Origin of the sequence: Streptomyces sp. NPDC002825 (assembly GCF_040295385.1) — a bacterium.
GTDB lineage: Bacteria > Actinomycetota > Actinomycetes > Streptomycetales > Streptomycetaceae > Streptomyces.
This window is the reverse complement of sequence record NZ_JBEOVH010000016.1, coordinates 1-12968: the sequence shown is the minus strand read 5'-3', so window position 1 is coordinate 12968 and position 12968 is coordinate 1. Positions and strand designations below refer to the sequence as shown.

The window sequence follows — 12968 nt, the reverse complement described above, 5'->3', positions numbered from 1 at the left end:
CCGCGTGTCAGTACGCGCTGTTGACGTTGTCGATCGAGCCGTAGCGGTCGGCCGCGTAGTTGGCGGCGGCGACGATGTTGGCGACCGGGTCGTACTGGTCGAACTTGGTGCCGGGGATGTGGTACGCCTTGAAGGTCGGGTAGATCACCTGGAGCAGGCCCTTGGACGGGACGCCGTTGATGGCGTTGATGTCCCAGTTGTTGATGGCGTACGGGTTGCCGCTGGACTCGCGCATGATGTTCCGGTGCAGGCCGTTGTAGGTGCCCGGGATGTTGTGCTTGTCCATGATGTAGAGCGCCTCGCGGATCCAGCCGTCGAGGTTGTTCGCGAAGACCGGCTTGCGGGCGACGGAACGGTTCGCGGCGGCCTTCTCGGCGGCGCGCTTCTTCGCCTCGGCCTTCGCCTTGGCGGCGGCCTTCGCGCGGGCCTCGGCCTTCGCCTGGGCCTCGGCCTTGGCCTTGGCGGCGGCCTTCGCCTTGGCGGCGGCGGCGGCCTTGGCCTTCGCCTCCGCCTCCTGCTTCGCCTTCAGGCTGATCGCGTCCTGCTGCTCGTCCAGGCTGGCGGCCAGCGCCTTCGCCTGCGGGCTGTGCGCGTCGTACGCCCAGGCGACCTGCTGCGTACCGGCCAGAGCCTGCGGCTCGGTCTCGGTCGAGCCGTTGCCCGGGACGAGGGAGAGGGTGAGAGCTGCGGCGCCAAGGGCGGCGACGCCGGCGATCGTGGCCTTGTGGGTCTTCTTCAGACCACGATAGTGGCCAGGGGTGTTCGCAGACATGCAGGACTACCTCTTCGAATCGCTGGGGGTCGCTCGGCCGGGGCGGCGCTGCGCCTGCTCGGCGGCGACGGGGGCAATTCTTAGCGGCAGCAAAATCCTGTGGCAAAGGTGTGACGTACGAACCCGGGTAGTGGATCAGGGGCCTGCGGACGGGCTGCGCAAAGCCCCCTGTGCCCCATTTCCTCCGTCGATATCCGACGTCATGGGGTCCACTAGGGGGCTTCGTAAGTGATGTGCGTCCTATGCGCGGCCTCACATCGGGCACGTAACAAACTCACCGGGCGTTGCGTGAGCAATGCGCAGCGTGAGGCCCCTCTTCCGGGAGGAGGAGATGGACGTCCCCGAACTCGTGCCAGAGGTACCGGCCCCGTACGGCGGCGTCGTACGCGCTCCGCAGCGCGGGCCGCCCGGCCACCGCCTCCAGCATCAGCAGATGCGAGGCCTCGGGCTCGTGCAGCCCGGTGAGCAGCCCGTCCACGGCCAGCACCCCCCGGGCGGGCGTCACGACCAGATCCGTCCACCCCCGAACGGCCCGCACGACCCCGTCGGGCCCGGCAGCCGACTCCAGCGCCCGCACCACCGACCGGTCGCCCGACGCGTCCCTCGCACCGCTCGGCCCCGGGGGGCCTCCCGGGCATCGGGCCGCTGCGCCGGACTCCGTCCGCCGGGGCGGGCCGACGACAGCCGACTCCAGCGCCCGCACCACAGTCGTCCCCACCGCGATCACCCGGCCGCCTTCGGCCCGGGCCGCGTTCACCAGGGCAGCCGTCGCCGCCGGGACCTCGAAGCGTTCCGGGTAGGGCGGCTCGTGCGCCTCCGCCGACGACACCCCCGTATGAAGGGACAGCGGAGCGATCCGTACGCCCCGGTCGACCAGCTCCGCCACCAGCCGGGCCGTGAAGGGCCGCCCCGCGCTCGGCATCTCGGCCGAACCCGCCCCGTCGGGGGAGGGGCGCGCGAAGACCGTCCGGTACGCCGACAGCGGCTGGTCCCGCTCCGTGTACCCGTACCGGATCGGCCGCCCGTACCGCGCGAGCACCCCCGGCACGTCCGCGTCCGCCCGTGCCCACCACAGCCGCCCGCTCCCGGGCACCAGCGGCTCCCCGAGCAGAAGGCGCGCCCCTCCGGCCAGCCGCACGACCGCCCCCGCCGGACCGCCTCCACGCGGGCGCGTACTGCCCGCCCCGTCCGGCGTCCGCAGCTCCACGGCCCACCGCCCGTCGTCCCCACGGGTCGAGAAGTGCACCACCACCGCCTCCCCGGCGGGCCCGAGCCGCCCGTCCACGGCCGCCGCCAGCGTCGTCGACGTGTTGACGACGAGCACGTCCCCGGCCCGCAGCAGTCCCGGCAGCTCCCGGAAGGAGTGGTGCGACACCGCCTCGCCCCGCGACACCAGCAGCCGCACGTCGTCCCGGCCCCGCCCCGGCCCCCGCTGCTCGGCCGGCACCCGCGCCGACAGCTCCGCCGGCACCCGTACGGCGAGGCTCATCGTGATTCCAGGAACGCCGGCGCCGAGTACCGCCCGCTCGCCGGCCGCTCGGCGAGCAGCCGCAGGAAGACCGGGGCCACCTCGTCCGGCGCCGGCGTCCCCGACAGGTCCTCGCCGGGCTCCGCGGCCGCCAGCATGTCCGTGCGCATCCCGCCCGGGTCCACCCACCAGACCCGCAGCCCCGGCTCCTCGACCGCCAGGACCGCCGACAGCTGGTCGAGCGCCGCCTTCGTCGCCCCGTACGCGCCCCAGGTCCGGTACGCCTCCGCCGCCGCGTCCGAACTCAGGTTGATCACCGCACCGGCCGGAGAGGTACGCAGCAGGGGCAGCGCCTCCTGCAGGAGCCCCAGCGGGGCCACCACGTTGACCTCCAGGGCGGCCCGGAAGCCGTCCAGCGAGTGGCGGTCGAGCGGCACGAGCGGCTCGGCGCCCAGGATCCCCGCGTTGTTCACCAGCAGATCGAGCCCGCCGAGCTCCCGCGCCGCCGCCACGAGGTCCCGCCGGTGCACCGCGTCCGTCACGTCCCCGGCCAGCGCCACCACCCTGGCGCCACGCGCGCGTGCCGCCTCCGCGCTCTCCTCCAGTACGTCCGCCTTACGGGCGTCGAGCACCAGGTCCCACCCCTGCCCGGCGAGCGCCGTGGCCAGTGCCCGCCCCAGACCCCTCGACGCACCCGTGATGATCGCGACAGCCATGACGTCCATCCCCTCTTCCCTGTTGACGGTCCAAGCCTCCGGCCGCACCCCCGCCCCCCGCCTCGTCCCCGGGCCCGGACCGCCGAGGGCACTTCGACCTAGGTCCCGAGACCTGCGCCGCCCTCGTCCCCGGGCGGATACGCACCGTCACACCCCGCCGGTACGGTGAACACATGAGCCATCGACCGAGCTCCGGCCTGGCCGCCGTCAGCACCGCCCTCCTGGCCATGAGCCGCCATCTGGAGGTCCGCGACGTCCTCAAGACGATCGTGGCCTCCGCCCGCGAGCTCCTGGACGCCGAGTACGCGGCCCTGGGCGTCCCCGACGACCACGGCGGCTTCGCCCAGTTCGTGGTCGACGGCGTCAGCGACGAGCAGTGGAAGGCCATCGGCCCGCTGCCCCGCCAGCACGGCATCCTCGCCTCGATGCTCCACAAGGCCGAGCCCGAGCGCCTCGCCGACGTCCGCGAGGACCCCCGCTTCGAGGGCTGGCCCGAGGCCCATCCCGAGATGTCCGACTTCCTCGGCCTGCCCGTCAGGGACGGCGACGAGATCCTCGGTGCCCTCTTCCTCGCCAACAAGCGCTGCCCCAGGCCCGAGGGCGGCTGCGGCTTCACCGCGGAGGACGAGGCACTCCTCTCGATCCTCGCCCAGCACGCGGCCATCGCCCTGACCAACGCCCGGCTGTACGAGCGCAGCCGCGAGCTCACCATCGCCGAGGAGCGCTCCCGCCTCGCGCACGAGCTGCACGACGCCGTCAGCCAGAAGCTCTTCTCGCTCCGGCTGACCGCCCAGGCCGCCGCCGCCCTGGTCGACCGCGACCCGGCCCGCGCCAAGGGAGAGCTCCAGCAGGTCGCCGCGCTCGCCGCCGAGGCCGCCGACGAGCTGCGCGCCGCCGTCGTCGAGCTCCGGCCCGCCGCCCTCGACGAGGACGGCCTCGTGCACACGCTCCGCACCCAGATCCAGGTCCTGGACCGCGCCCACTCCGCCCGGGTCACCTTCGAGAGCCCCGGGACCCGGGCCCTGCCGGCCGCGCAGGAGGAGGCCGTCCTCAGGGTCGCGCAGGAGGCCCTGCACAACGCCCTGCGGCACGCGGACGCCCAGCTGGTCAGCGTCTCCCTCACCCGCAGCGGCCAGGGCGCGCGGCTCACCGTCACCGACGACGGCAAGGGATTCGACCCGCGCACGGTCCGCAGGGCCGGCCGCCACCTCGGCCTTGTCTCCATGCGGGACCGGGCGAGCGGTGTCGGCGGCAGACTCACGGTGACCTCGGCCCCGGACCGGGGCACCACGATCGAGATGGAGGTCCCCGGTGGCTGACAAGCCGATCCGCGTGCTCCTGGTCGACGACCACCAGGTCGTCCGCCGGGGCCTGCGCACCTTCCTTGAGGTGCAGGACGACATAGAGGTCGTGGGGGAGGCCTCCGACGGCGCCGAGGGGGTCGCGAGGGCCGAGGAGCTCCGCCCCGACGTGGTCCTCATGGACGTGAAGATGCCGGGCACCGACGGCATCGAGGCGCTCAAGCGGCTCCGCGAGCTCGCCAATCCGGCCAAGGTCCTGATCGTCACCAGCTTCACCGAGCAGCGGACGGTCGTCCCCGCGCTCCGCGCCGGCGCCTCCGGATACGTCTACAAGGACATCGACCCCGACGCCCTGGCCGGCGCGATCCGCTCCGTCCACGCCGGGCACGTCCTGCTCCAGCCCGAGGTCGCGGGCGCGCTCCTCGCCCAGGAGGACTCCCACGGGGGCACGGGGCGGGGCCCGTCCCTCACGGAGCGGGAGCGCGAGGTCCTCGGCCTGATCGCGGACGGCCGGTCCAACCGCGAGATCGCCCGCGCCCTCGTCCTCTCCGAGAAGACGGTCAAGACGCACGTCTCGAACATCCTGATGAAGCTCGACCTCGCGGATCGCACCCAGGCGGCGCTCTGGGCGGTGAGACACGGCCTCACCACCTGACACGAACCGAACGCGCCCCCTTGATGCGCCGGGGCGCACGACCGTTCAGTCCTTCATACCGTCGTGTGTATGTCCCCCGTTCGGCGCAACCCGGCGGGGGGTGCGGCGTTCTCCATGGCGTGCTGCGGCGGACCTGCCGCAGCGACGACCAGGAGGATGTACCAAGTGAAGAACCTCAAGAAGGCCGCTGCCCTCACCCTCGTCGCCGGTGGCATCGTCGCCGCCGGTGCGGGTGTCGCCTCCGCGAACGCGGACGCCCACGGGCAGGCCCTCCACTCGCCGGGCGTCGGCTCCGGCAACCTGGTGCAGGTCCCGGTCCACGTCCCCGTGAACGTCTCCGGCAACACGGTCAACGTGATCGGCCTGCTCAACCCGGCCTTCGGCAACGCCGCCGTCAACGGCTGACGCACCCCACGAACCCCCGACCCTGGACGATCCCCCTGGGGCCGGGGGTTTTCCCTTCCCGTCGTGGGCTGCGCCCCGCCCGTTGTGGGCATGCGTTCCTCCCCCAGATTTCGTCCGGGAGGTGCCCCCAGGGCGGAACGGGTGGGCACAACGGGACGGCGCCCTTGCCGGCGCCAGAGGCTCCCGAGCCTGAACCCGCACCGCGAGTGACGGCGCCTGGTGGTGCGGGTCCAGGCGCGGAACGCGGAGGCGCCGCTGAGGGCGCCGTCCCGTGTGCCCACCCTCCCCCAAGCTCTCGGCTTCGCTCGAGCAGGGGGGACCCCCATCGCCCCAGCGGGACGATTGCCCACACGGGCGCGGGGCGCGGCCCCCGGCGCAGCCCCCGCCTTCAGACCCCCCGCTCCCGCTCCCGCTCCTCCACATACGCGTTGTACGCCGCGACCTGTGCCCGGCGAGCCACCCGCTCCACCGGCCGCAGGGCATCGCCCCGCGCCGCCATCTCCGAGGCGCTCACCGCGCCCCCGTGACCGTGGTCGTACGCCAGGTTCACGAGCAGACCGATCCGCTGCGCCAGCTCAAGGACCCGTACCGCCCGCGGCGGATACCCGGGGGCCAGCACCTCGCGTCCCACCTCCGCCCGCGCCCGGTACGCCTCGCGCGCCGCGTCCGCCGCCGGGCCCGAGGCCGCCACGTCGAGCCGGGTCAGCACCGCCGTCGCGTCCCGCAGCGCCTCCGCCAGCTCACGCTCCGCCTCGCCGAGCGACGGCACGTCCGCCGGCGGAGCCTCCCGCACGGCCAGGCACTGCCAGACCACAGAGACGTGCACATCACCCGCGGGACCCGCCTCGGAGACCTCCGGCACGAGACCGTACGGCGCACCGAAGCCCACCACCGCCTCCTCCGCCTCCAACGCGCGCGCGTTGAAGTCGGGCGGCCCGCTCAGCCCCAGCGGATGCCCCGGCGCGGGCAGCGCCACCCGCCACCCGGTCACCCCGAGCCGCCGCAGCCGGCCCAGCGCGAGCGTCAGCCCCACCGGCCCCGCCTCACCCGGCAGCCCCTCCACGCGGTGCACCGCGTCCTCCCCGACAATCGCCGTCGCCGCCTCGTCGGGCGACACGGCCCCGGCCAGCAGGGCATTGCCCCAGGCGGCCAGACGTCCTGAGCGTGGTTCCGAAAGCATCCCCCCAGACTAAGGACTCAAAGGAAGCCCTACGGACCGGTCCGCTCCGTCGATAACGTAGGTTTTCCCCTGGACGCCGCGCCCATCGGCGCAAGGCGACGACAAGACTCGACCGCAAGGGGAGACAACGCGCTCATGAGCGATGTACTGGAGCTGGTGGACGTATCCGTGGTCCGCGACGGACGGGCTCTGGTGGACGAGGTCTCCTGGTCGGTCAAGGAGGGCGAGCGCTGGGTGATCCTCGGACCCAACGGCGCCGGCAAGACCACCCTTCTGAACATCGCCTCCAGCTACCTCTTCCCCACCAAGGGCACCGCCCACATCCTGGGCGAGCAGCTCGGCGGCGTCGGCACCGACGTCTTCGAGCTCCGCCCCCGCATCGGCATGGCCGGCATCGCGATGGCGGAGAAGCTCCCCAAGCGCCAGACCGTCCTGCAGACCGTCCTCACCGCCGCGTACGGCATGACCGCCACCTGGCACGAGGACTACGACCCGGTCGACGAGGAGCGCGCCAAGGCCTTCCTCGACCGGCTCGGGATGAACGACTACCTGGACCGCAAGTTCGGCACCCTCTCCGAGGGCGAGCGCAAGCGCACCCTGATCGCCCGCGCGATGATGACCGACCCGGAGCTCCTCCTCCTCGACGAGCCCGCCGCCGGCCTGGACCTCGGCGGCCGCGAGGACCTGGTCCGCCGCCTCGGCCGCCTAGCCCGCGACCCGTACGCCCCCTCCATGATCATGGTCACCCATCACGTCGAGGAGATCGCCCCCGGCTTCACCCACGTCCTGATGATCCGTCAGGGCAAGGTCCTCGCCGCGGGCCCCGTGGAGACCGAGCTCACCTCCCGCAACCTCTCCCACTGCTTCGGACTGCCGCTCGTGGTCGAGCGCGTCGGCGACCGCTGGACCGCCCACGGCCTGCCCCTGAAGTGACCGGCCGGGGCGCCGGCGACCCGCACAGCCGCCCGCGCCCTGTCCCGGAAGGACCCCACCGCCCTACCATGACCGCGTGGACATCGACGCGTGGGTCTGGTGGCTGATCGGCGCGGTGGGGCTCGGCATTCCGCTGGTCCTGACCGCGATGCCGGAGTTCGGCATGTTCTCCGTCGGAGCGGTCGCCGGGGCGGTGACCGCCGCCCTCGGCTTCGGCGTCGTCACCCAGGTGCTCGTCTTCGTCGTCGTCTCCGTCGCACTCATCGCGGTGGTGCGCCCGATCGCCGTCCGCCACCGCGACGGCAGACCCGAACTCGCCACCGGCATCGACGCCCTGAAAGGTCGTCAAGCCGTGGTCCTGGAGCGGGTGGACGGCAGCGGAGGTCGCATCAAGCTCGCCGGCGAGGTGTGGTCAGCCCGCACGCTCGACACCGGCCAGACCTTCGAACCGGGCGAACAGGTCGACGTCGTGGACATCGACGGGGCGACCGCCGTGGTCATGTGACGTCAGGTGACGTCATGTGACCGAACCTCGCCCATGACGCTCCGCCGTCTGGGAGACTCGATCATCGAAAGCAACCCGGCAGACAACCGGCAGCGAAGGGCACGGGGAACACGATGTCAGCAGTCATCATCGTCCTGATCATTCTGGTGGTGCTCGTCTTCATCGCCCTGATCAAGACGATCCAGGTCATCCCGCAGGCGAGCGCGGCGATCGTGGAGCGCTTCGGCCGCTACACCCGCACGCTCAACGCCGGACTGAACATCGTCGTCCCGTTCATCGACTCGATCCGCAACCGGATCGACCTCCGCGAGCAGGTCGTCCCGTTCCCGCCGCAGCCGGTGATCACCCAGGACAACCTCGTCGTCAACATCGACACGGTCATCTACTACCAGGTGACCGACGCCCGCGCCGCGACCTACGAGGTCGCCAGCTACATCCAGGCGATCGAGCAGCTCACCGTCACCACCCTGCGCAACATCATCGGCGGCATGGACCTGGAGCGGACCCTCACCTCCCGCGAGGAGATCAACGCGGCCCTGCGCGGCGTCCTCGACGAGGCCACCGGCAAGTGGGGCATCCGCGTCAACCGCGTCGAGCTCAAGGCCATCGAGCCGCCGACCTCCATCCAGGACTCGATGGAGAAGCAGATGCGGGCCGAGCGCGACAAGCGCGCCGCGATCCTCACCGCCGAGGGCACCCGCCAGTCCGCCATCCTCACCGCCGAGGGCGAGAAGCAGTCCGCGATCCTGCGCGCCGAGGGCGAGGCCAAGGCCGCGGCCCTCAAGGCCGAGGGCGAGGCGCAGGCCGTCCGCACGGTCTTCGAGGCCATCCACGCCGGTGACCCGGACCAGAAGCTCCTCTCGTACCAGTACCTCCAGATGCTCCCGAAGATCGCCGAGGGCGACGCCAACAAGCTCTGGATCGTGCCCAGCGAGATCGGCGACGCCCTCAAGGGCCTCTCCGGCGCACTCGGGAACATGGGCCCGGGCGCACCGTCCTTCCCCACCAAGGACGTCCCGTCCGCCAGGCGAGAAGAACCCACGGTTGACTGACACGTACACGTAATCCGTGCATGATCGGTGCGAGCCCCTCGACCCTGCCGAACGACAGGGCGGGGAGGCGAGCCACTGACCATGTGAGGAAACGGCTTTGTCCATCTGGGAAGCCCTGGCAGTCTTCGCCGCCGGCATCGGCGCCGGCACCATCAACACCATCGTCGGATCGGGAACGCTGATCACGTTCCCGGTCCTCCTCGCGACCGGACTCCCCCCGATCACCGCGAACGTCTCCAACGCCCTCGGCCTCGTCCCGGGCTCCATCAGCGGGGCCATCGGCTACCGCCGCGAACTCAAGGGCCAGAAAACCCGCGTCCTGCGGCTCGGCACCGCCGCCCTCCTCGGCGGCCTCATCGGCGCCGTCCTGCTCCTGGCCCTGCCCTCCGAGGCCTTCGACGCGATCGTCCCCGTCCTCATCGGCCTCGCGCTCCTCCTGGTCCTCTTCCAGCCCCGTATCGCCGCAGCCGTGAAGCGGCGCCGGGAGCAGACCGGCACCGAGGCCCACCCCGACGGCGGCCCCGTCCTCCTCATCGGCCTCTTCTTCGCCAGCATGTACGGCGGATACTTCGGCGCCGCCCAGGGAGTCCTCTACCTCTCCCTCATGGGCCTGCTCCTCCACGACGACCTGCAGCGCATCAACGCCGTCAAGAACATCCTCGGCGCCCTCGTCAACGGAGTCGCCGCCGTCTTCTTCCTCTTCGTCGCCGACTTCGACTGGACGGCCGTCCTCCTCATCGCCGTCGGTTCCACCCTCGGCGGCCAGCTCGGCGCCAAGGTCGGCCGCAAGCTGCCCCCCGCGGTCCTGCGCGGGGTGATCATCGCGGTCGGCATCGTGGCGATCCTCCAACTGACCCTCGGCTAGCCCCCGCCCCACCCACCAACGGAAGGGCCCGCCTCCCCACCGGGGAAGACGGGCCCTTCCGTCCATCTGTCGGATCGTCTACGCGGCCGAGTTGCCCAGCCACTCCGGCAGCGCCGACCGCTCGCTCGCCCGCATCGCGAGCAGCATCGCGTCCGCCGGGGTCGGCTCGAACGGCTGGTGCAGCAGCGGCATCCCCGCCTGCTCCGGCGTCCGGTCGGCCTTGCGGTGGTTGTCCTCGGCACAGGAAGCAACCGTATTCAGCCAGCTGTCCCCACCACCCTGCGCCCGCGGCACCACGTGGTCGACGGTCGTCGCCCGCCGCCCGCAGTACGCGCACCGGTGCTGGTCCCGGACCAGCACCCCCCTCCTCGACCACGGGGCCTGTCTTCGGAACGGCACCCGTACGTACCTGCAGAGCCTGATCACCCGCGGCACCGGGAGATCGACGGCCGCACCCCGCACCCTCAGCTCGGGATGGGCCTGCTCGACGACGGCCTTGTCCTGCAGGACAAGCACCACCGCACGGTTGAGTGTGACCGTCGACAGCGGCTCGAAGCTCGCGTTCAGTACCAGCGTGTCCCGCATGTTGCCCACCTCCCGTGTGCCGGCCCCAGCCCCGGAAGGGGTCTTCGGGCTTGGATCAACGATGGCCGGGCCGGCCGGGTCGGACAACGCAATTTCCTGCGCAACAAAAGATGCCCGCTTCTGATCTCTCCAAGACCAGAAGCGGGCAAACAACTGACGAACGATCAGCCTTAGGCGGGAATCTCGTACTCACCCACGAGCTGGGCACGCCCCAGCGTGTGGAAGCGCAGGTTGAACCCGACCGCCGCCGGCGAGGCGTCGGCGTCCGGACCGAGCTTCTCCTGATCCACCGCGTACACCGTGAAGACATACCGGTGCGGCCCGTCCCCCTTCGGGGGAGCGGCACCGCCGAAGTCCCTGGAGCCGTAGTCGTTCCGCGCGTGCACGGCACCGGCCGGCAGCCCAGCGAACGAACCGGAACCGGCACCCGCCGGCAGCTCCGTCACCGACACCGGGATGTCGAACAGCACCCAGTGCCAGAACCCGCTGCCCGTCGGGGCGTCCGGGTCGAAGCAGGTCACGGCGAAGCTCTTCGTCTCCGCCGGGAACCCCTCCCAGCTCAGCTGCGGCGAGGTGTTCCCCTCCGCGTACACCTGAGCGTCCTTCAGGACCCCGCCCGGCTCCACGTCGTCGCTCACCACGGTGAAAGCCGCCACCGGCGGATGGAAGTCGTGGGGGAGCGGCGCCCTCTTGCCCTCGGACACGTCGAGTACCTCCGAATCGTCCGTCAACGCTGACGGAGCCGAGCCTAGAGCCAGTTGCGACGGCCGCCGACCTCGGCGAGCCACTGGTTGAGGTAGGCCGCCCAGTCGGTCGTGTGGAAGTCGTGCAGCCCCACCTTGAACGCGCGGAAGGAGTCGCTTCCCTCGGTGAACAGACCCGGCTTCTTGTCCATCTCCAGGACGACGTCCATCTCGTGGTCGTCCGCGACGAAGCTGACCTCGACCTGGTTCAGCCCCCGGTACTGCTGCGGCGCGAAGAACTCGATCTCCTGGTAGAAGGGCAGCTTCTGCCGCGTCCCCCGGATGTGCCCGCGCTCCATGTCCGCGCTCTTGAAGCGGAAGCCCAGCTGGATGAAGGCGTCCAGGATCGCCTGCTGCGCCGGCAGCGGGTGCACGTTGATCGGGTCCAGGTCACCCGAGTCCACGGCCCGGGCGATCTCCAGCTCGGTCGTCACCCCGATGTTCATCCCCCGCAGCTGCTGCCCGGCGATGGTCGTCACCGGCGTCTCCCACGGAATCTCCAGACCGAACGGCACCACGTGCACCGCCCCGGCCTGCACCTCGAAGGCCCCGCCCAGACGCACCTTCACGAACTCGATGTCCTGCTTGTGCTCCTGGTCGCCGCCCTCGACCTCGACCCGCGCCTGCAGACCGACGGACAGACCCTCGATCTGCTGCGCGACCGAACCGCCCTGGATCCGCACCTCGCCCTGGACGACCCCACCCGGGACGACGTTCTCCTCGGTGAGCACCGTCTCCACGGTGGCCCCACCGGCACCCAGGCTCGCGAGCAGCTTCTTGAATCCCATGACTTCCACTCCTTCTCGGGTCCTGACCCCTACATACGCGCGACGACCGTAGCCGGTTCCCCACTACGCTCGGACGCCATGAGCGAGAGCCCCGACCGTACGCCGCTCCCGCGGGCCTTCTTCGACCGCCCCGTTCTGGAGGTGGCCCCCGACCTCCTGGGCCGCACGCTCGTCCGCAACACGGACGAAGGACGGATGGAACTGCGCCTCACGGAGGTGGAGGCGTACGCCGGCGCGATCGACCCCGGCTCCCACGCCTTCCGGGGCCGCACCGCCCGCAACGCCGTGATGTTCGGACCCCCCGGACACGCGTACGTCTACTTCACGTACGGCATGTGGCACTGCCTGAACCTGGTGTGCGGCCCGGAGGGACACGCGAGCGGTGTCCTCCTCCGCGCGGGTGAATTCATCGAGGGCGCCGACCAGGCCCGCCCCCGGCGGCGCTCGGCCCGCTCCGACCACGAGCTGGCGAAGGGCCCGGCCCGCCTGGCGACCGCCCTCGACATCGCCCTCTCCCTGAACGGCACGGACACCTGCGCAGGCCAGGAGGGAGCACTCGCCCTCCTCACCGGTACGCCTCCGACCCCGGACCGCATCGCCGCCGGCCCGCGCACGGGCGTCGGCGGCGAGGGAGCCCCGCACCCCTGGCGCTTCTGGATCACGGAGGACCCGACGGTGAGCCCGTACCGCCCTCACACCCCCCGCAGACGTCGCCCTTGACTCGGGCCGCCGGACCCCGTAACGTGGCCCGAGCCGCTGAACACGGTCTGCTTGTTCGAGCACCCCGCAGCGGCCACCCACTACTCAAGATGACTCCCCAGGCTGGGGCTTATTTCGGCATGCCGGAATTCGAATTCGATTGGCTCGATTATGAGTCGCCGAAGAAATCAGCTAACGTAGTGGACACGCCGGAAGGGCCCGGAGCGAAAGCGAATGGGACCGGAAAGCACCGAGGAAATCGGATCGGAAAGATCTGATAGAGTCGGAAACGAAGGAAGCG

Annotated in this window: 15 protein-coding genes; 8 read left to right on the top strand and 7 right to left on the bottom strand. The window is 71.5% G+C overall.

Annotated elements, in window-relative coordinates; translation table 11 throughout:
- Positions 1–7: 7 nt before the first annotated feature.
- From ABT041_RS21155 to ABT041_RS21145, 3 genes are all read right to left on the bottom strand, one after another.
- Complete coding sequence (locus tag ABT041_RS21155; RefSeq protein ID WP_351186610.1) at positions 8–772, bottom strand: transglycosylase SLT domain-containing protein; 765 nt, start codon at positions 770–772, stop codon at positions 8–10.
- A 274-nt stretch (positions 773–1046) separates the two neighbouring features.
- Positions 1047–2261, bottom strand: a complete 1215-nt coding sequence (locus ABT041_RS21150) for an S-adenosylmethionine:tRNA ribosyltransferase-isomerase (protein WP_351186608.1) — start codon at positions 2259–2261, stop codon at positions 1047–1049.
- The gene (locus ABT041_RS21145) at positions 2258–2956 is read right to left on the bottom strand and encodes an SDR family NAD(P)-dependent oxidoreductase (RefSeq protein WP_351186606.1); all 699 of its coding nucleotides are present in this window, start codon (positions 2954–2956) and stop codon (positions 2258–2260) included. The genes ABT041_RS21150 and ABT041_RS21145 overlap by 4 nt, the downstream gene beginning before the upstream one ends.
- Before the next feature lie 173 nt (positions 2957–3129).
- Between ABT041_RS21145 and ABT041_RS21140 the strand changes: the two genes are divergently transcribed.
- The 3 genes from ABT041_RS21140 (at position 3130) to ABT041_RS21130 (ending at position 5317) form a co-directional block, all read left to right on the top strand.
- Positions 3130–4275, top strand: a complete 1146-nt coding sequence (locus tag ABT041_RS21140; RefSeq protein WP_351186604.1) for a GAF domain-containing sensor histidine kinase — start codon at positions 3130–3132, stop codon at positions 4273–4275.
- Positions 4268–4912, top strand: a complete 645-nt coding sequence (locus ABT041_RS21135) for a response regulator (protein ID WP_351186602.1) — start codon at positions 4268–4270, stop codon at positions 4910–4912. Before ABT041_RS21140 ends, ABT041_RS21135 begins: the two co-directional genes overlap by 8 nt.
- Positions 4913–5077: 165 nt before the next feature.
- Positions 5078–5317, top strand: coding sequence for a chaplin (locus tag ABT041_RS21130; protein WP_351186600.1), 240 nt, complete (start codon positions 5078–5080; stop codon positions 5315–5317).
- Positions 5318–5705: 388 nt separating this feature from the next.
- Here ABT041_RS21130 and ABT041_RS21125 read toward each other — a convergent pair whose 3' ends face one another.
- Positions 5706–6497: an Rv1486c family protein gene (locus ABT041_RS21125; RefSeq protein ID WP_351186598.1), complete on the bottom strand. Its 792-nt coding sequence runs from the start codon at positions 6495–6497 to the stop codon at positions 5706–5708.
- A 135-nt stretch (positions 6498–6632) separates the two neighbouring features.
- Here ABT041_RS21125 and ABT041_RS21120 point away from each other — a divergent pair, with 135 nt between their 5' ends.
- The 4 genes from ABT041_RS21120 (at position 6633) to ABT041_RS21105 (ending at position 9852) form a co-directional block, all read left to right on the top strand.
- Entirely contained in the window at positions 6633–7430 is a 798-nt protein-coding gene (locus ABT041_RS21120) for an ABC transporter ATP-binding protein (RefSeq protein ID WP_189802521.1), read from the top strand.
- Positions 7431–7506: 76 nt separating this feature from the next.
- On the top strand, positions 7507–7935 hold the full coding sequence (locus tag ABT041_RS21115) for an NfeD family protein (protein WP_351186595.1): 429 nt from the start codon (positions 7507–7509) through the stop codon (positions 7933–7935).
- A gap of 113 nt (positions 7936–8048) precedes the next feature.
- Complete coding sequence (locus tag ABT041_RS21110) at positions 8049–8987, top strand: SPFH domain-containing protein (RefSeq protein ID WP_351186593.1); 939 nt, start codon at positions 8049–8051, stop codon at positions 8985–8987.
- A gap of 97 nt (positions 8988–9084) precedes the next feature.
- Positions 9085–9852 (top strand): sulfite exporter TauE/SafE family protein, encoded by a 768-nt coding sequence (locus ABT041_RS21105; protein ID WP_351186591.1) that lies wholly within the window; start codon positions 9085–9087, stop codon positions 9850–9852.
- A 78-nt stretch (positions 9853–9930) separates the two neighbouring features.
- On the opposite strand, the gene ABT041_RS21100 is transcribed toward ABT041_RS21105, so the two are convergent.
- The 3 genes from ABT041_RS21100 to ABT041_RS21090 form a co-directional block, all read right to left on the bottom strand.
- Positions 9931–10437 carry an HNH endonuclease gene (locus tag ABT041_RS21100; RefSeq protein WP_351186589.1) on the bottom strand — a complete coding sequence of 169 codons (507 nt, stop codon included), beginning with the start codon at positions 10435–10437 and terminating at the stop codon, positions 9931–9933.
- 170 nt (positions 10438–10607) lie between these two features.
- On the bottom strand, positions 10608–11141 hold the full coding sequence (locus ABT041_RS21095) for a YbhB/YbcL family Raf kinase inhibitor-like protein (protein WP_351186587.1): 534 nt from the start codon (positions 11139–11141) through the stop codon (positions 10608–10610).
- Between the two features lie 44 nt (positions 11142–11185).
- Positions 11186–11968: a sporulation protein gene (locus ABT041_RS21090; RefSeq protein ID WP_351186585.1), complete on the bottom strand. Its 783-nt coding sequence runs from the start codon at positions 11966–11968 to the stop codon at positions 11186–11188.
- Between the two features lie 78 nt (positions 11969–12046).
- Between ABT041_RS21090 and ABT041_RS21085 the strand changes: the two genes are divergently transcribed.
- The gene (locus ABT041_RS21085; protein ID WP_351186583.1) at positions 12047–12688 is read left to right on the top strand and encodes a DNA-3-methyladenine glycosylase; all 642 of its coding nucleotides are present in this window, start codon (positions 12047–12049) and stop codon (positions 12686–12688) included.
- Positions 12689–12968 lie beyond the last annotated feature (280 nt).

What these genes read in the sequence shown, in the direction of transcription:
- ABT041_RS21125 (WP_351186598.1), bottom strand. Translation starts at nt 6,497, where the DNA reads ATGCTTTCGGAACCACGCTCAGGACGTCTGGCCGCCTGGGGCAATGCC.
- ABT041_RS21145 (WP_351186606.1), bottom strand. Translation starts at nt 2,956, where the DNA reads ATGGCTGTCGCGATCATCACGGGTGCGTCGAGGGGTCTGGGGCGGGCA.
- ABT041_RS21090 (WP_351186585.1), bottom strand. Translation starts at nt 11,968, where the DNA reads ATGGGATTCAAGAAGCTGCTCGCGAGCCTGGGTGCCGGTGGGGCCACC.
- ABT041_RS21155 (WP_351186610.1), bottom strand. Translation starts at nt 772, where the DNA reads ATGTCTGCGAACACCCCTGGCCACTATCGTGGTCTGAAGAAGACCCAC.
- ABT041_RS21140 (WP_351186604.1), top strand. Translation starts at nt 3,130, where the DNA reads ATGAGCCATCGACCGAGCTCCGGCCTGGCCGCCGTCAGCACCGCCCTC.
- ABT041_RS21085 (WP_351186583.1), top strand. Translation starts at nt 12,047, where the DNA reads ATGAGCGAGAGCCCCGACCGTACGCCGCTCCCGCGGGCCTTCTTCGAC.
- ABT041_RS21120 (WP_189802521.1), top strand. Translation starts at nt 6,633, where the DNA reads ATGAGCGATGTACTGGAGCTGGTGGACGTATCCGTGGTCCGCGACGGA.
- ABT041_RS21100 (WP_351186589.1), bottom strand. Translation starts at nt 10,437, where the DNA reads ATGCGGGACACGCTGGTACTGAACGCGAGCTTCGAGCCGCTGTCGACG.
- ABT041_RS21150 (WP_351186608.1), bottom strand. Translation starts at nt 2,261, where the DNA reads ATGAGCCTCGCCGTACGGGTGCCGGCGGAGCTGTCGGCGCGGGTGCCG.
- ABT041_RS21110 (WP_351186593.1), top strand. Translation starts at nt 8,049, where the DNA reads ATGTCAGCAGTCATCATCGTCCTGATCATTCTGGTGGTGCTCGTCTTC.